Raw genomic sequence first — 17,866 nt, forward strand, 5'->3', positions numbered from 1 at the left:
GTCTGGTATATAACTTTTGGAATAGCCACTTACTATATTGAATTTAAATACGTAAATAACGCTAATATAGCGTCATAAAAAATAATTTGCTATTACTTTTCGTGCAAAAATAATCATATATAATTAATAAGGTTTAAGTTTTTGTGTTTGATAATCGAAAATACATTTCTTTGACAATCCTAAGTAAAAAAGCATTTCCGTTTTTTTGTTTTATTACAAAAAATATGTAATATATTTGTCACAATGAAAAAGCTTTTTGAGCTTAGGGACTAAATTGCAAAACAATAATTGTCATTTTTTCCAGCCTAATGTAACGAAATGAGAAACTAATACGTTATGATTGATATAGTATGGTCCAACTTTTTAATTAAATCGTATACGTGAGCCAAAAAATAAGCGCTTTAATTATTACATACAACGAAGAGGATAATATTAGCGAAGTTCTTAAAAGTTTAGAATTTGCCGATGAAATCATTTTAGTGGATTCGTTCAGTACCGATCGTACCTTGGAACTTGCACGATTGCATCCTAAAGTAAAGATCTATCAAAATAAATTCGAAGATTTTACCAAACAGCGGAATTTGGCATTGACATACGCCAGTAACGACTGGGTACTATTTTTGGATGCGGATGAACGCCTGACTGAGGCATGCCAGACTGAAATAGTGGAGACCATCAATGATCCACAAGCGAAAGATGCATATTATATGTATCGCTTATTTTTCTTTTGTGGTGAGCGGATTAATTTTTCTGGCACACAAAACGACAAGAATTTCCGTCTCTTCAAAAAGAGTAAGGCTACATACGACACCAAAAAGAAGGTCCACGAGACATTGATAGTCAACGGAACGATTGGTAGTTTAAAAAATAAGATATGGCATTATTCTTTTGCTGATTATACATCTTACAAAGAGAAAATGGTTCATTATGGAGCGCTTAAAGGCAAGGAGCTCTATGCGAAGAACAAACGTTATTCGCTATTGAGCCACTTAGCAAAAGTGTCTTTTAAATTTTTTAAGGCATACTTTTTGAAACTAGGAATACTTGATGGACGACGAGGCTATCAACTTTGTTACTTGCAGAGTCTGAGTGTACATGAAACTTTTATGTCCTTGAAAAGAGAAGAAAAGAGATGAAGATTTGCATTATAAGCTTTGATTATTGGAATTATGACCACCACATTGTAAGTAAATTACAAGAAAAAGGGGTCGATGCCTCTCATATTAACATGGGAGCATATCGTTACAAAAACTTTGGTGAACGATTCCGCAATGCCCTGAGCAAAATCTTCTTAAACAAAAACATCAAGCACATCAAACGCCAAGAATATGTGCTTGATTCGCTGGCCAAGCTCGGCCCTCAGGACAAGATCCTTGTACTCAATCCCCATAATTTGGACTATGAGACCATTAAGCAGATCAAATCTTATACTCCATATCTGATTTCCTATCTATACGATAATCTCGAACGATTTCCAGTTAAAGATCGTTTGGATCTGTTTGACAAGATCTATTCATTTGAAGACAAAGACGTTAATAAATACGGCTTCGAGAAGATTACAAACTATAACTACATATCTGATCAGCCAGTTCAGTCCGACACTGTTGAACATGATCTCTTTTACATCACCTCATATGATAAATACCGGATTAAATTACTAAGGAAATTGGTCGCTCACCTCTCAGATTTCCATATAAAAAGCCGAATCATCGTTGTTGGCAAACAGGTTTGGAAAGAAAAACTCAGAAATTTTTTCCTTAGGCCAACGGGTTCAACGCTGATAGAATTCCGAAAGAAACCTATTAGTAATGAAGCCGTATTAAATGAGTATAAAAAGTCCAAGGTAATTATCGATTTGATGCGTGAAGGACAGGAGGGGCTAAGTTTCCGAATTTTCGAGGCCATGGCGCTAGAAAAGAAGATTATAACCGATAACCCCAGCATTATCGATTATGACTTATATGCGACACAGAACATCTTATATATCGATAAAAATTTAAGTAATTTAGATCTGTCTTTCTTCAACAGTCCTTACAAAAAGATCTCGGACGATATTTACGAGCGCTATACGCTGGACACATGGCTAAAAAAAATTTTTAATCTTAAAAGTCTTCTCTATTAATGAAGAAAAAAATTTTATTTATCGCTCCCGGTTATTACGGATTTAATGAAGTTGTAAGCGAAGGGCTAAAAAAATACAGTAATCACAAAGTCATTGATATCAATTCAACACTTCCTTATCAATACAAAAATCTTGGTGAACGGATTTATAACTTCTTTCTCAAAATTTTTCTGCGTAAAAATCTGAAAGAAATAAAAAAGGGACAATATATACGACAAACTATTGCACAGCATGGACAGTTTGATTTGTTAATCATTAATCGTCCCGATGTTTTGACAGCAGAAGATCTATTGATTGCACAACAGGCTTGTAACCGATCAGTTTGCTTATTCTGGGATAGTATTGATAAAATTCCCACGCAGAAAAATTTCATCAATTCTTTTGGCACTATTTTTAGCTTTGATCCCGCCGATTGTCTAAAATTCGGTTTCAAACCGATTACAAACTTTTATTTTGCCGAGCAAAGTAAAAAAGCTTCGGCATACGACGTAGCATTACTGATGACGTACGATAACAGAATAAACGATGCACTCAAATTGTTTGAATACTTTGAAAAACAGGGAATAAAAGCTAAAGCTAGAATATTTACTTATCCATCTCATCCAATTAAGGAAAAACTTCCAAACAATATTGAAGTGATTCATAAGATTATTCCATTTAATAAAGCTTATGAATACTATCTTGATAGCAAAGCAATATTAGATCTTGCCCACCCTAACCAACGTGGGCTTTCATTTAGACCGTTTGAAGCTATTGGCTTGGGGAAAAAGTTAATAACGACAGCCAATATCTATAATGCTGATTTTTATAGTGAAGAAAATATTCATATTATTGAGGACATCAATACGATAGACATACCGCAGTCTTTTTTTAATAGTGCGTATAAAGTAATTGACAGCAACATCAAACAAAAGTATTTTATAAAAAACTGGATTCAAACCATCATATCATAATGCCGAATAAGCCAACCATATATTTTATTTGCCCTACCAATAGATCCGCAAGCGGCGGTGTAAAACAAATGTATCGTCAAGTACAAATCCTTAATGAGGCGGGATATAATGCCGTAATCCTACATCGAAAATTAGGAAAGGTAGAGCGTTGGTTTAACGCCAAAGTCTCTATAAAATATAATCCTTGGTTATTTAAAAGGCTAAAATACGATTATAGACAAAAAAAGATTACATTCAGTAAAAAAATATTCTTAAAAATCCTTAAATTAATCAGCCATCGTATAGAAAAAGACGCTATTCTTGTATTTCCTGAAATCTATGGTCCTAGAATTCATAAGATTATGCCTATTAACAAACGTATTATTTTTAATCAGAACTGTTATTATACGTTTGACCATTTCGCATTAGATGGAGATTACAAAGATACACCTTATAACTCTACTGATACCGTAGCTACCATCGTTGCTTCAGACGATGCAAAAAATTATTTTAGTTATGCCTTTCCTCATATAACAACTTTGAAAATGAGATTAGGGATAAATCATGATGTCTTTTCATTGGGAACAAACAAAAGAAAACAGATATGTTTCATGCCAAGAAAGCTTGGCGGGGATGTTTCGCAGGTTGTCAATATTCTACGTTTGACCGGACTTCCAAAAGATTGGTCATTAGTTTCAATTGATAACAAAACAGAATCGGAAGTTGCAACAATCATGAAAGAAAGCATGATTTTTCTGAGTTTCAACTTTAGAGAAGGCTTTGGCTTACCTCCCGTTGAAGCGATGGCATGCGGCTGTTATGTAGTAGGCTATATTGGACAAGGCGGAAAAGAATATTTTGATCCATCATTCACAACAGCGGTGGCCGAAGGCGATATTATTGACTATGTTGAGGCCGTAAAAACAATTATTGAAAAATTTGAGCAAAACCAAAATGAGATGTTGAAAAGGGGGCAACTCGCTGCAGAATTTGTTTCCTCCCATTACACACTGCAAATGGAAAAAGAAGATACTCTAAACATCTGGCATGAAATTATGCAATCTCCGAAAATATTTGCTCGATAATCAGGATTTGAAAATGCTATTGCAACAAAACGAAAAAAAAATAGTTATACTTGGCGCTCCCAAAAATTTTGGTCTAAATTCCGTTATCAGTGACCAGTTGGGAGTATTGGGATTTGAAGTTGTAGACATCAATATCGAAGAAAAGCCTTTTTATTACAAAAGTCCAGTATTACGGCTCAAAAACCTTTACCGGAAACTTATTTTAAAAGACTATCAGTATAAAGATGTATTGCGAAAAAGATTTCTGGATGAACAATACGAGGGGAAATTTGCGCATATACAGCAAGCAGACTATGCCCTTTTTATCCGGCCGGACTTGTTTCCAAAATCGATCATTGCGAAGGTAAAAAATATTACTAGACTTACCGTCGGTTATCAATGGGATGGATTAAATCGCTATCCTGATATTTTCTCAAGAATAGCAATTTTTGACCGATTCTTTGTATTTGATCCTGTTGACCTTGCCTTACCCGGCACCTTACCTTTAACCAACTTTTACCTAGATCAACAAATAACCAAACAAGAAGACAATAACTTGACCGGTAAATCTACCGATATTTTGTTCATTGGAACATACATCAAAGAAAGGATTCCTGATATTTATCAGTTTTTCAATTTATTCAAAAATAAAGAAGAGGTAGAAATCAATGCTATCATCAATACGCATAGCCAGGAATTGGTAGAAGAGATACAAGAACGGTGTCCTATCATTACAACCACTTATGATGGTATTACGTATTTAGAAAATATAGATTTAGTTAGACAGTCCAAAGCCTTGGCTGATTTTTCTAATTATTTACATGATGGATTATCTTTTCGTGCCTTAGAAGCAATAGGGTTCAACAAGAAGTTGATCACCACCCAAAAATCTATTCAAAAATATGATTTCTACCAACCTGACAATATACTGATCATTGATCCAACAACTGACTACAATCAAGTTATTACATTCCTTAATACACCCATGCGAGAAATAGATCCTCTAATAAAAAGGAAATATAGTTTCTCTAACTGGATCAAGTATGTTTTTGACCAAGAAGAGCATATTCCAATCAATTTGCCAGCTCAATCATAAATAATAAAGATATCAATCAATAAATCTTCATATTTTTAAGTTTTTATGCCAGCAGATGTAATTAAACTGCTTTTACACTCGTTAGTTATTATAATTAAACTATTTCAGATAAAACCTTATTATTTGCTTTATCTGAATTTCAAAACAAAATGATTGGGTGATTTTACATATTGGGAGACGATATAATGATTGTTGCTTGTTACCCAGATTATAATATCACTAATTATTTCTGAAAATCTAAAGAGATGGGAAAAGCAAAAAAAATTTTAGTTGCAACCAATCATCTAGCCGAAATTGGAGGTTCTGAACTTTATACTTATGATTTAATCAAAGCACTTAATGTACGGCCCGATGTTGAAGTAGAGTATTTTACTTTTAATAAGGGATTAATTTCAGACAAGATAGAAGAAGAGTTGCATACACCATTTATGAATAAAAAGAGGTATGATCTGATCTTTGCTAATCATAATAGTTCTGTTAAAGAACTCTTTTCTAAAGCTCCCATCATTCAAATATGTCATGGCACTGTTCCGGAATTAGAACAACCGTCGCCACTTGCAGATTATCACGTTGCCATTTCTGATGAAATATCCGATCATCTTCTAAGCATGGGGTATGCAAATGATGTTATTTTAAATGGGATAGATGTACAGGCAAAAAAACCCGTACGTCCATTAAATAATACACTCCAAAGCGTATTGTCTTTATGCCAAAGCGATAAAGCTAATGCGAAATTAAAAGCTATTTGTCGAGCGAAAGGTCTACATTTTCAAGCCTATAACAAACAGGAAAATCCGACTGTCAGTATCGAACAAAAGATTAATCTTTTCGACTTGGTTGTGGGGATTGGTCGATCCATTTACGATGCAATGGCCTGTGGACGCCCCAGTTTAATCTATGATCATCGCGGGTACAACGGAAATAAAGCCGACGGTTACTTACGTCCGGAAAATTTTTCAAAATATGTACAAATGAATTGTTCAGGTCGTTATCTGAATCGTCAATACCAGGAAAAAGAGTTGATTCGGGAGCTTGAAAAATATAATCCCGAGGATGGAAGGAAATTAAGAAATATTGCTTTAACACAATTGAACGCCTATAAAATGGTTAACCAGCTGTTAAATATCGAAGAACAGTTAAACTGGCGAAATCGCTTTAATAAATGGAAACGCTTTACTGAAAATACTAGACTGGTAAAACACGCATACTTCTATAAAAAACTATATACATTTACAAAAAGCGAATATTTCAACAGATAGTTAACCATCAAATAATGATCGGAATAATCAATTTATTTATACCGAATATTTTTCTCAAAATATTCAAACTTAATATTATATCTTATTACCCCAAAGTCTTCTAAACTATTTAGTTTATACCAAATTGGGAACTCATAGCTTTTATTTTTCTTGTCGCTTTTTTCTTTAAACAATTGCCATGCATTTTCTACAGCTTTAGCCCCTTCAGCCTTTCCAATATAACTTTGCTTATCACCTCCACGGAAATAAATAACTATGGAACTTGACTCTAGGAGATCTTTATCTATGTTATTCAGCTGTTCACCAGCTTTTAACTTCTTCAATACATCTTTGATCCTGTCAACCGTATAATCACTTTCGAATAAAAACAGGCTATGTTGACCATATGCAGCAGAACTTACATAAGCGGGTACATTCCCTTCTTTAGACAAAGACTTTACGTATTTTTTATCAAAGAAAGCGGCAAACTCATCAAATTGAGCTCCAAGAACTAAGTCTAACAAAACTATATCTTCATAATATCCATACTTTCGTTGCACCATTTTATTCCCATCTTTATTCTTGGCAATGAGTGAAAGAATTTCATCCGAATCAGAGCTATTTTGTAAGAAAGTCCTAATCACATTGTAGTCGGAGAAAGTGCCATAACTAAAATTGATATTTGCATCAAATATGTCATTTTTAAACAAATTGGCATAAGTTGAGACATTTTGGTAGTTTGGAGTAAAATTTCCAAATTTGATCGTATTCAAATTTGAATTATGAACAACTTTCATCTTAAAATTACTAATATCTACCTTTATTCTCTCTAGCGCTCCCCCTTCTTTCGCGCTGTCGATCAACCACAATCCTCCTAAAAACAGATTCTCATCAGTGGTATTTGACATCATAAAATAATCCGAAGAAAATGCTGCGTTATTTTTACGATACTCAACAGGATCAGATTGATTATCAATCGCTTCATCTTTCGAACAAGACGAGAAAAGTAAAACTGGAATTAAAATAAAAGATAAAATCGGCCTCATTATTAATATTAATATAATTTACAATCTACAAAATTAAATTAATTTTTATCTTTCACAATTTATTTTGATTTATTTTTCTTTAAGTAACCGAAAATTGCCCCCGTATTTTCATCGAAATAACTTATTTATTACCATTCTTAATTAACATTCAAGGCAATGGATAAACTCTCTATAACAAACAAACTTATTCGCCACATGTTATTATACAATCAATACGCTCTCAGGGACTTCACCGATATTTAAAGAACTAATCTTCTTATTTTTATAATGAAAGCCCGCTTATAGGCGTTAAATAGTGTAGAATCAAAAATTTTAATTATGGACAACAGTAAAAAACTTTATATCATCCGCCACGCCAAAGCCGAAACCATTCCTGGAATAAATGACTTTGATCGCGCATTGACCTCCGAGGGAATACAACATGCGAAACAAGTTGCACAAAAGCTCGCAGGCAAACTAACACTCAATGAAAATAGTATAGTTATCAGTTCTCCCGCTAATAGAGCTTTACAAACAGCCCGAGTCTTTTTGGAAGTTATGGGCGCTCCTTCATTTGATATTCAGATGGAAGAGTCTATTTATGAGTGTACCTACAAACACTTGCTTTCAGTCATCAACACGATCCCAGATCATATCGATCATGTATTACTTTTTGGACACAACCCGACATTGACGGACTTGGTAGAATACCTGACCAGAAAATCTGCCTACCTCCGCACCTCTTCATTTGCAGAGATTAAGCTTGATACAGGATTTACCTTTCAAATGCTCAGTGGCAACTGTGCAGATCTTGTGCAAATAGTGGATTAAATTTCGTTCAAACTACTGAATACAAGGAGTGTCATTATGCTGATACTCCTATCTTTACATAGCGACAACTATTTCTAATGCAGAGAAAGCTAACCGGAAGTAAAAAACATGTTTGTTGTTTCGTAAAAGTGACCCGAACTTTATCCTTGGCGATTGTCACATGATAAGTGAAAGATCGACGACCCGGCATAAAAGGTAAGCACCCCGATGACTGATTAATAGTCAACTTCCTGTCCTTCCCCCCCATAACATTATAAATTTATTAATAGTGTCATAATATTATATGAATTATATTAACATTTCTTACCTTTACTGAAAATTTAAAAAGTCATGCTAAAGAAACACCTTATTATAAGCTGTATTTTATTTATTTTCATTTCTTGTTCCAAGGATAACTATCCTGATACACCTGAAGTAATAACACCTGAAGAAAAAGAAGAAGAGTCTCTTACCACTAGGTTAACCAAAAATATTGATGTATGGACCGACAATTGGGTGATAAATGTATTTGAGCAAGGCCTAATCCGTGTATACGATAAAGAGGAACATAAAGACCATTTTACAGCTTTTTTATGGGATAAGGAGGTTGTCGATTCAATAGTATGGCATATCGATGACATTTTACATTACAGTTCAGGAGTAAATCCCTTTCGTTCTATGACTGGAGTCACATTCAACAAACCGGGGGATTATAAATTCGACTTATTACTTTACAAAGAGGGTAAAGTGATCAAACAAGCGGGACTAACCATCAGAGCCATTGCAGGGAAAGACTTTTTTAATGTCAATTGGGGAAATCCACCTGCCAGTAGCTTTGTCGGGGAATCCTATTCCGACAAAGAAGGATATCGTATTAATCAAACTTATGTGAAAGGGCAATATCCATATAGTTATTTGAGTCTCTATTATAGTGATCAATTTCCAAAGCAAACTCTGGAAAAAGAAAAAGAGTATTTAGTGGAAGTAGCACAAGCAACGTTTGGCACACCTAAATTTGTTTCTGCACAAAATAAACAAGCTGAACTTGATGACAAGTATACTATGCTTTTCAAAAACAAGTTGAATTATACCCCAGTAGCGATTTGGGAAAACGGAGCTTCTTCAATCGCCTTAGTAGGCTCTCCGAAAGATGCCATTGAAACTTATTTCATCATTGCAGAACCTAAATATTAAAAAACACATTAAAGCCTCCATTCTGGAGGCTTTTTTCCTACCTTCGTCTTATGGCGAATCAACTGCAGTTTGAAAACTCCCCTTACCTGAAGCAGCATGCGCACAATCCCGTGGATTGGAGGCCTTGGGGTGCGGAGGCCTTAAAAAAGGCGAAGGACGAAAATAAGCTTATCATTGTGAGCATCGGCTATTCAGCCTGCCATTGGTGTCACGTCATGGAACGGGAGAGCTTTGAAAATACAGCCATTGCCCAGACCATGAACACGTTTTTCGTGCCCATCAAAATTGACCGCGAAGAACGTCCTGATGTTGATCAAGTTTATATGCTCGCTGTCCAACTGATGACCAATGCCGGCGGATGGCCCCTGAACTGCATCTGTCTGCCCGATGGTCGTCCGATTTATGGCGGCACCTATTTCAAACCGCAGGATTGGCAAAACATTTTGTTACAGATCGCACAGATGTGGGAAGAAAAGCCAGAAGTCGCATTGGATTATGCCAATAAATTGACGAATGGTATCCAGCGAGCAGAGAAATTCCCTGTCCTACCCATTCCTGAACAATACACCAGCAAAGATCTTGAAGAAATCATTGCGCCATGGACTGAGACCTTCGATAAAGAGGAAGGTGGATACAAAAGAGCGCCTAAATTTCCACTGCCCAACAATTGGTCTTTCTTTTTAAAATATGCTATTCTATCGGGAGACCAGCAGGTGTTGGATCATGTCCATTTTACCTTAAAAAAAATTGGTTCCGGAGGAATCTACGATCAGATTGGCGGTGGCTTTGCCCGATATTCCGTAGATCATTACTGGCATATCCCACATTTCGAGAAAATGCTTTATGATAATGGTCAGCTACTTTCACTTTATGCGGAAGCGTATCAACAAAATAAAGATCCATTCTATAAAAGAATTATTGAAGAAACGGTTGCTTGGGCAGCGCGTGAAATGCTTGCCCCTAATCATGGGTTCTATAGCGCATTGGACGCCGATAGCGAAGGAGTCGAAGGAAAGTACTATTCCTTTTCGAAAGCTGAATTTGATAAAGTTCTTGGCAAAGACGCTGAGCTATTCGGTCAATATTTTAATATTACAGAGGCAGGCAACTGGGAAGAAGAACATACCAATGTACCCATTTGCGCCATTAATGCAGACCAGCTTGCGACAAAGGTCAATATGTCAGCTGACGAATGGGCAGAGTTTCTAAAAATTTCCAAGCGGAAACTATTTGATTATCGCGAACAACGCATCCGGCCGGGACTCGACCACAAGCAGTTGACCACCTGGAATGCCCTCTTATTAAAAGGACTAATAGACGCTTATCGCAGTCTAGGAAATAATCATTTTTTGGATCTTGCCCTGAACAATGCACAGTTTATTTGCACGGAACTGATTCAGGATAATAACGCTATATTGCATCAGCCACGGGATGATAACCGTGCGATATCGGGTTTTCTGGATGATTATGCTTTCACCATAGAAGCCTTTATAGCTTTATACGAAGCCACATTTGATCAAAAATGGTTGACTATCGCGCGACAATTGGCGGATAAGACCATTGCGTTATTTTATGATGCCGACCAAAAAACATTTTACTATACCTCTACAGAAGCAGAAGAACTGATCGCACGAAAAAGTGAAGTCATGGACAATGTAATTCCCTCCTCTTCCTCGACTATTGTACGTCAGCTGAAGCGCTTGGGTTTACTTTTTGACGATGAGAATTATACTGCCATCGCTGATCAATTACTGGCCAATATATTTCCCCAAATCAAGACTTACGGATCTGCCTATTCAAATTGGGCAATATTATTGCTAGAAGAAACATATGGGATCAATGAAATTGCTCTTACCGGTGAGGAAGCAGCAGCTTTTCGCAAGGAACTGGATCAACATTATATCCCAAACAAAATTGTACTCGGCGGCACGGAAGAAAGTCTTCCTCTCCTAGAGAATAGAATCGGAAAGAAAACAAAAGCATATCTTTGTAAAAATAAGACGTGCAGTCTTCCACAAGATTCCATAACAGCGTTAATAAATTATATTTAATAAACGGTAGCCTTGGGGCTCCAAAAATCAAAATCAGATGGCTATAAAAGCAAACGACGTCGTAGCATTGACGTACAGACTTCACACAGTAGAAAACGGTGAAAAAGTTTTCGTTGAAGAAACAACTGCAGAACAACCTTTAGACTTCTTATATGGTGTAGGTATGATGTTGCCTAAATTTGAAGAAAACATCGCTGACTTAAATGTAGGTGACAAAGCTTCTTTCGAATTGGTACCAGAAGATGCTTACGGTGAAAAAGACGATAGAGCATTCGCACAATTGCCAGTAGACATGTTCAAAGAAACAGGTTTACCTCCAGTAGGCGAAGTATTACCTTTGCAAGACAACCAAGGTAACCAATTCCGCGCGGTAGTTGCTGAAGTAACTCCAGAAGTTGTTGTTGCAGACTTAAACCACCCAATGGCTGGTAAAACATTGAATTTCGATATCGAAATCTTAAATGTACGCCCTGCTACTGAAGAAGAATTGTCACATGGACATTCTCACGGTGCTGATGGTACACAAGGTCACTAATAAGAGACCAAGATATACACGAAAAAGGACGCTAATTGGCGTCCTTTTTTGTTATCCTATATTCAAAATCCGTAACTTGCTTCTAAAAGCATCCATTATGCCTACATTTGCCGAGAAAGTAATTACATTTAACAAACAACTTCACTATCACGGAAATCTTCCTGCTGATTTCAACGTGATTAACCCTTACCTTGACAATCCCGAGACACTGGTTGTGATGGGACAATTCTACAACAAATACTATCACGACAACCTCCAACGCAAATTTATCATCGGGATCAATCCAAGTAGACATGGGGCGGGCGTCACCGGCGTACCTTTTACGGATACCAAACGATTATACAGTGCCTGTGGTATAAAAATGCAATCCGCCCATACCCATGAAATCTCCTCAGTATTTATGTACGATATGATTGAAGCCTACGGCGGACCTAATATCTTCTATCAACAGTTTTATATCAATTCCCCTTTTCCACTGGCCATTGTCCAGCATAAAAAGCCTAACAACTGGATTAATGCAAACTATTACGACGATAAGCAGCTTTTTGAAATGGTAAAGCCGTTTATGGTGGAATCCCTAAAACAACATATTTCTATGGGACTGGAAACTGACGAAGTCTTTGTTCTGGGAAAGAAAAATGCGACCTTCCTCGCAAAAATCAACAAAGAAGAGAAACTATTTGGAGAGATAATTATTCTGGATCACCCACGCTATATCCAACAATATAAATCCAAGGACAAACAACTTTACATCGACAGTTATATTCGCTTATTGAGTGGCTTATAAATGTTAGTAACTATGTTAATAAGCTGTAATTCAGAACAAATATTGTTAATAAGTAATACCCCAAACAATAGAACGGATTAGTATTACTTCGATCCGGAGTCCGTGTTAGATGCGTTATTCGAGGATCCTTCGACTCCCATTCGGCCTTCATTCGACACTCATTCGCCCCTTCTTCGACACTGCGCCCTAGTAATAGCGGCTTGAGAAAGAAGTCTTACCCTCATGTTTCCGACTTTAACTCGGACTCACCACGGACACATGTCGCTCTCACCACAGACTCATCTCGACTAGGGGACGGAGCTGTATCGAAGTAGATACGAAGCTGCATCGAACCGCTATCGAAGCAGCGGTTTTATCCCCATACCAAATTCGAAAAAGATCCTTGCCTGCGTCACTTATAAAAACATCCAATGCAATTTTCATAATTGGCTTTTACTAGCTATTATGAATTTAATAATTGCTGGTAAAAGCCTATTTCAAATCTCTTAAAAATAAACAATTATTTGTTTTTCAGTATTTTAATTCCCTAAATTCAACCTATGGCTATTTTAGAAAACGGTAATCTGAAAGGCTTGGTTGGGAACCTTGTCTTTCGAAAATCAAATGAAAAAACTATTGTGCAGACTGGCCCAGGGCGTAAGACAAAACAAACGAAGGCCACAAAAGCAGCTGCTATAGATTTTGGTAACGCGAGTACCGCAGGATCCCGCATACGACATATAATGGGTGAAGTTCACCTCAAATTACACGATAGCAATATGCACAATCGCCTGATCAACCAATTAAAAAGAGTCACCCGGCCAAACAGAGCGCCCGTGGGCGAAAAGACAATTCGTGGCGGAAAGATCGATCGGCTGGTAAACTTTCAATTCAACGACAAATGCCATATGCACGACTACATGCATTTCGACCCAGAAATAAAATTGTTGGATACAAAACAAATTGCCATACAATTCCCAAAATTTGACATGCAAAACGATATTCATCGTCCAAAATACTGTAATCTCATGAAAATAAATTTGATGATTGTGGTATTCAATTTCGAAAAACAGATCTATGTCCGTAGGCACAAACACCAGATTTCTTTATGCTTACAGGCAGATTCTAGAACTGTTGAATTGGAAGAATTACGGTTTGATGTGAACGATCAAGATGCTGAGACCGTACTTATTGGAATGAATATCGAATACTATGAAAGATTTCGCGAAGATTATTCCCTACTAAATAATAAATATCTGCATCCCGCGGCAATTGTCGGTGCATTTATTATTTAATTATAGAACCGAAATATTGATCGTTCAGGTGAAAATCATTCGTATGGTCTAATCATCCATAAACATAGCTTTAAAGCGATGTGAAACGTTGCTACTAATGGCTTAAATAAAAATTATTAGTAGCAAAAAATAGTTGGTTGCGTGGCCAACAATTTTATAAGTATCTAGCAATCTAGCCTGGAATAGCTAAGATCTGTGAGATTTTCATACGATAAGCGCTAGCGGGATTTTCAATCCTATAGTTTTATACTGTTTACAAATTAACAAATTGTTCGCTTTTAAGCCAATTCATCTTTTTATAGGTCTCCTCTAGACTGAAGAAAAAGATGGTGGTCCTCATATGGACAGCTTCGTTTGTGATCTTTCACTTTATATCATGAAGTTTATACAACTTTCATTGTTTGGTCGCACGCAACATTTCCCTTTTTCCCGGTGCCCCCGGAGTCTTCTCAATGGAAAATCCCAAAGATTTCATACTGCGTTTGAGGTTGCCTGTAATGGCATAAGTAACAAAGACACCGCCCGGTTTAACGAACTGGGCGACATGCGCCAATGCCGCATCGCTCCACATTTCGGGCTGATGTATGGCGGCAAAAGCATCAAAATACACGACGTCAAACCGTTTTTCGGAATCAAAATCCATCAATAAAGTATGCGCAATGCGAAGCTGTAACCGCTCGTGAATTCGAACCGACTGCTGCAATGCACCTTCATAATTATTCACATAGGCTGACCAAACTGCTGCATCCACAGTCTCATCATATCCTGTTGCAGCAATGGTATTCAGCGGCAACGGAAAACCTTCGATGCCCACATAATCTACCTGAAATGATTTGTCCCGGATGTAGTCTGCTGTTTGCAGAAAATTAAGTCCTGTCCCAAATCCTACTTCTAAGATAGCGACATCCAGAGCTCCTGTCTGTTGCACATAGTGATCCAAACCGGTTTTGATAAATACATGCCGACTTTCTTGAACAGCACCGTGCTTCGAGTGGTAGCATTCGCCTATCTCTGCATTATACAATGTCTTCGAGCCATCTCCTGTTATTACAAAATCCATGTTTGTCATACTCATTATTGATAAATTCACTATTCTTTCCAACACTTCCATTCAAATATACCTTGGGGGCAAATTCCCATAAAGCTATTGCACTTGCAGGACACAAAATTTGCGTAAATTTCCCCACTGGTCCAACAGGAGTAGTCTTCCTTAAAGTATATCCCTTCAAAGATAAAAAGCTGGCCGGAATAATTCCAGTAAATCTTTATATGGGCTTAATAAGCAATTGAAATAAACCATCAAGATTTATTCAAATCTGGTGGATTGAACGAAATGGAACACACGCATATCTTAAAATACTATTTAATCAGTAAGCGTACTCATTTATACCGATGAGACCGGCATGTACAAATAATTTAAACGATGAAATAATAGGATAAAAAGATTATTTTAGCATCGTAAACACGAAACAATCACAGAACCTAATGGAATATTCAGCAAAAACTTTTATACGGAACTATGGCAGCATCCTATTATTGCTTCTTGGCATCAGTATCGGGAGTTTAATTGGGATCTTTTTTCCACATTTTGTGAATAACCTGAAGCCCATTGGGGATATCTTTCTAAATCTGCTCTTTGTCAGCGTCATACCGCTGGTCTTTTTTGCAATAGCCTCATCCGTAGCCAATATTGAAGGAGATAGCGTATTGGGCCGTATCATCGGCATGATGTCACTTGTATTTGTAATCGGTATTGTTGTTGCCGGTGTGACGAGTGTGGTCTTTCTCTACCTGTTTCCCGTGAGTTCTGATCTTCCTATCGAACAAACAAAGGATATTATCGACACGACTCTACAGGACTCCTGGGGTGAAAAAATGGTTCGTTTCCTGACCGTTAGTGAATTTTCCAGTTTATTGTCCCGACAGAATATGCTGGCTTTTGTTATATTCTCATTTTTGGTGGGTATCGCCACACGCAGATCTGGTACTTCAGCTGATATGTTCCGAAAATTTATCAACTCAGGAAATGCCGTAATGGGAAATTTATTGGTCATGGTAATGCATCTGGCTCCGATCGGCTTGGGTGCTTATTTTGCTTATCAAGTCGGTACACTTGGCCCACAGCTCTTTGGATTCTATGCCAAACCCATCGGCCTTTATTACCTTTTCGGTCTCATCTATTTCTTTACAATATTTAGTCTATTTGCTTTCCTAGCATTTGGTATCAAAGGTGTCAAACGCTACTGGAAGAATAATATTTTACCTTCACTGACTGCACTCAGCAGCTGCAGCAGCCTCGCAACCATGCCGGCCAATTTACTGGCAGCAAAAGAAATCGGTGTCCCCGATACCGTCGCAAGTGTCGTTATCCCTTTGGGAACAACCTTGCATAAACATGGTTCAGCCATCGCTTGTATCTTTAAAATTTATATTGCGCTGTTGTTAAGTGGCCAAGAATTTTTCGAACCGGGCAATCTGATGATGGCCGTTGGGATCACTTTATTGGTCAGTATTGTCGCTGGCGGTATTCCAAACGGTGGGTATATCGGCGAAATGCTCATTATATCGGTCTATCAAATGCCGACAGAAGTCATTCCTTCCATTATGATTATTGCGACATTGGTAGATCCCCTGGCAACGATGCTCAACGCTACCGGCGATACGGTTGCCGCCATGTTGACCACCAGGCTTATCGGGCAGAAGTTATCGGATCCAATGGCTGAAAGCATGGTTAACAATGGTTAAAAGCGGTAAGCAAAAAATAGTTGTCCGTATTGATGCCGATGAAAGATAGACTTGAGTTCCTTGGAATTGAAAATATAATTGATACCGTAATTAACCTTGTGGTTGGACCAGCTGAACCCCACTCGGTGACTCAGCATCCAGGGTTCAATACGGTATAATTCTCCGATAGGATCGTCTTTTCCCAATCCGCCTGTTATCGTTGAATTATAAAATACCCGTGCCAAACTAGGTTGATAAACAAAATACCATTCTTGCTCGTCCTTACCTCTGGCCTGCGTCAAATGTCCATGTGTAAACGTCGATGCATGGTAGGGTTTGAGTCGCCCCGCACGAATTGGGATTCCAGCTTCCACGTTGGTATTGTTCATCCCCAGGGCACCCCGTCCCATGACACCGAGGTCAAAAGATTGAGACTGATTCCGATAAATTCCATTTAAATATTTCACCTGCAAATCCACACCAAAGGCATTGCTCAGCTCCGTCTCCCAGCCCGTGGCTTCATACATTCCAAAAAGGTGATGGATAAACTTCTGTGCTTCCTCGCCATACGACCTGGAGCCGATCTGCCCCAGCTCTATCTTAAGCTCAACCACCTGATCGCTTTTCAAAAAACGAGTCCCAGCTGCACTTAGGTAAAGATACCCCGCAAAAGGCCGGTCGTATTTCTTATTTTGCCGACGATAATCTATTATGCTAATCCCATTGTAGATGCGCTGGCCAAGTTCAAAGTCCAGTACTGTATTTGAAACTTCCGATCCGCTACGCGGTGGCAGTGCTATACGATAATTGACATTGATACCATTGGTATAATATCGGTCCTGGCCAATCAATAGATAGACATCGTTATCATTCTGAAGAGAAAGTTCCTGGTTGCGCAAACCCACCTGCCCAAAAACCAAAAAAAATGGAAATATAATTCCATACAAGAGCAGTAAAGACCGCAAAGCAACACTCATATTAACAGGCAATTGTAAAATTCATGCGATATAAACT

The 17,866-nt window shown here is 37.6% G+C and carries 16 protein-coding genes; 13 read left to right on the forward strand and 3 right to left on the reverse strand.

What is annotated here, in order from left to right:
* Positions 1-380: 380 nt before the first annotated feature.
* The 6 genes from B4A24_RS00255 (at position 381) to B4A24_RS00280 (ending at position 6,473) form a co-directional block, all read left to right on the forward strand.
* Positions 381-1,136: a glycosyltransferase family 2 protein gene (locus tag B4A24_RS00255; protein ID WP_293941099.1), complete on the forward strand. Its 756-nt coding sequence runs from the start codon at positions 381-383 to the stop codon at positions 1,134-1,136.
* Positions 1,133-2,122, forward strand: a complete 990-nt coding sequence (locus B4A24_RS00260; RefSeq protein ID WP_293941102.1) for a hypothetical protein — start codon at positions 1,133-1,135, stop codon at positions 2,120-2,122. The genes B4A24_RS00255 and B4A24_RS00260 overlap by 4 nt, the downstream gene beginning before the upstream one ends.
* Positions 2,122-3,075, forward strand: a complete 954-nt coding sequence (locus B4A24_RS00265) for a lipopolysaccharide core biosynthesis protein rfaS (RefSeq protein ID WP_172396395.1) — start codon at positions 2,122-2,124, stop codon at positions 3,073-3,075. Before B4A24_RS00260 ends, B4A24_RS00265 begins: the two co-directional genes overlap by 1 nt.
* Positions 3,075-4,139, forward strand: coding sequence for a glycosyltransferase (locus tag B4A24_RS00270; RefSeq protein ID WP_172396394.1), 1,065 nt, complete (start codon positions 3,075-3,077; stop codon positions 4,137-4,139). The genes B4A24_RS00265 and B4A24_RS00270 overlap by 1 nt, the downstream gene beginning before the upstream one ends.
* Positions 4,102-5,214 carry a hypothetical protein gene (locus B4A24_RS00275; RefSeq protein ID WP_293941106.1) on the forward strand — a complete coding sequence of 371 codons (1,113 nt, stop codon included), beginning with the start codon at positions 4,102-4,104 and terminating at the stop codon, positions 5,212-5,214. The genes B4A24_RS00270 and B4A24_RS00275 overlap by 38 nt, the downstream gene beginning before the upstream one ends.
* A gap of 245 nt (positions 5,215-5,459) precedes the next feature.
* Positions 5,460-6,473 carry a hypothetical protein gene (locus B4A24_RS00280; RefSeq protein ID WP_293941108.1) on the forward strand — a complete coding sequence of 338 codons (1,014 nt, stop codon included), beginning with the start codon at positions 5,460-5,462 and terminating at the stop codon, positions 6,471-6,473.
* A 32-nt stretch (positions 6,474-6,505) separates the two neighbouring features.
* On the opposite strand, the gene B4A24_RS00285 is transcribed toward B4A24_RS00280, so the two are convergent.
* On the reverse strand, positions 6,506-7,498 hold the full coding sequence (locus B4A24_RS00285) for a hypothetical protein (RefSeq protein ID WP_293941112.1): 993 nt from the start codon (positions 7,496-7,498) through the stop codon (positions 6,506-6,508).
* A gap of 318 nt (positions 7,499-7,816) precedes the next feature.
* Between B4A24_RS00285 and B4A24_RS00290 the strand changes: the two genes are divergently transcribed.
* The 6 genes from B4A24_RS00290 (at position 7,817) to B4A24_RS00315 (ending at position 14,128) form a co-directional block, all read left to right on the forward strand.
* Positions 7,817-8,308: a SixA phosphatase family protein gene (locus tag B4A24_RS00290; RefSeq protein ID WP_288810193.1), complete on the forward strand. Its 492-nt coding sequence runs from the start codon at positions 7,817-7,819 to the stop codon at positions 8,306-8,308.
* 330 nt (positions 8,309-8,638) lie between these two features.
* The gene (locus B4A24_RS00295) at positions 8,639-9,481 is read left to right on the forward strand and encodes a hypothetical protein (RefSeq protein ID WP_293941118.1); all 843 of its coding nucleotides are present in this window, start codon (positions 8,639-8,641) and stop codon (positions 9,479-9,481) included.
* A gap of 50 nt (positions 9,482-9,531) precedes the next feature.
* Positions 9,532-11,532, forward strand: a complete 2,001-nt coding sequence (locus B4A24_RS00300) for a thioredoxin domain-containing protein (RefSeq protein WP_293941120.1) — start codon at positions 9,532-9,534, stop codon at positions 11,530-11,532.
* A 37-nt stretch (positions 11,533-11,569) separates the two neighbouring features.
* Positions 11,570-12,067 (forward strand): FKBP-type peptidyl-prolyl cis-trans isomerase, encoded by a 498-nt coding sequence (locus tag B4A24_RS00305; RefSeq protein WP_293941123.1) that lies wholly within the window; start codon positions 11,570-11,572, stop codon positions 12,065-12,067.
* A 97-nt stretch (positions 12,068-12,164) separates the two neighbouring features.
* Positions 12,165-12,854: an SMUG2 DNA glycosylase family protein gene (locus tag B4A24_RS00310; RefSeq protein ID WP_293941125.1), complete on the forward strand. Its 690-nt coding sequence runs from the start codon at positions 12,165-12,167 to the stop codon at positions 12,852-12,854.
* A 539-nt stretch (positions 12,855-13,393) separates the two neighbouring features.
* Positions 13,394-14,128, forward strand: coding sequence for a hypothetical protein (locus tag B4A24_RS00315; protein WP_293941128.1), 735 nt, complete (start codon positions 13,394-13,396; stop codon positions 14,126-14,128).
* A 394-nt stretch (positions 14,129-14,522) separates the two neighbouring features.
* Here the strand turns inward: B4A24_RS00315 and mnmD are convergent, their stop codons facing one another.
* Positions 14,523-15,188, reverse strand: a complete 666-nt coding sequence (mnmD, locus tag B4A24_RS00320; protein WP_293941131.1) for a tRNA (5-methylaminomethyl-2-thiouridine)(34)-methyltransferase MnmD — start codon at positions 15,186-15,188, stop codon at positions 14,523-14,525.
* A gap of 425 nt (positions 15,189-15,613) precedes the next feature.
* Between mnmD and B4A24_RS00325 the strand changes: the two genes are divergently transcribed.
* Positions 15,614-16,873: a dicarboxylate/amino acid:cation symporter gene (locus B4A24_RS00325; RefSeq protein WP_293941134.1), complete on the forward strand. Its 1,260-nt coding sequence runs from the start codon at positions 15,614-15,616 to the stop codon at positions 16,871-16,873.
* On the opposite strand, the gene B4A24_RS00330 is transcribed toward B4A24_RS00325, so the two are convergent.
* Positions 16,870-17,829 carry a lipid A deacylase LpxR family protein gene (locus B4A24_RS00330; RefSeq protein ID WP_293941137.1) on the reverse strand — a complete coding sequence of 320 codons (960 nt, stop codon included), beginning with the start codon at positions 17,827-17,829 and terminating at the stop codon, positions 16,870-16,872. The two genes, B4A24_RS00325 and B4A24_RS00330, sit on opposite strands and share 4 nt — an antisense overlap.
* Between the last annotated feature and the right edge of the window lie 37 nt (positions 17,830-17,866).

This window comes from Sphingobacterium sp. UBA7249 (assembly GCF_002472835.1).
Classification (GTDB): Bacteria; Bacteroidota; Bacteroidia; order Sphingobacteriales; family Sphingobacteriaceae; genus Sphingobacterium; species Sphingobacterium prati.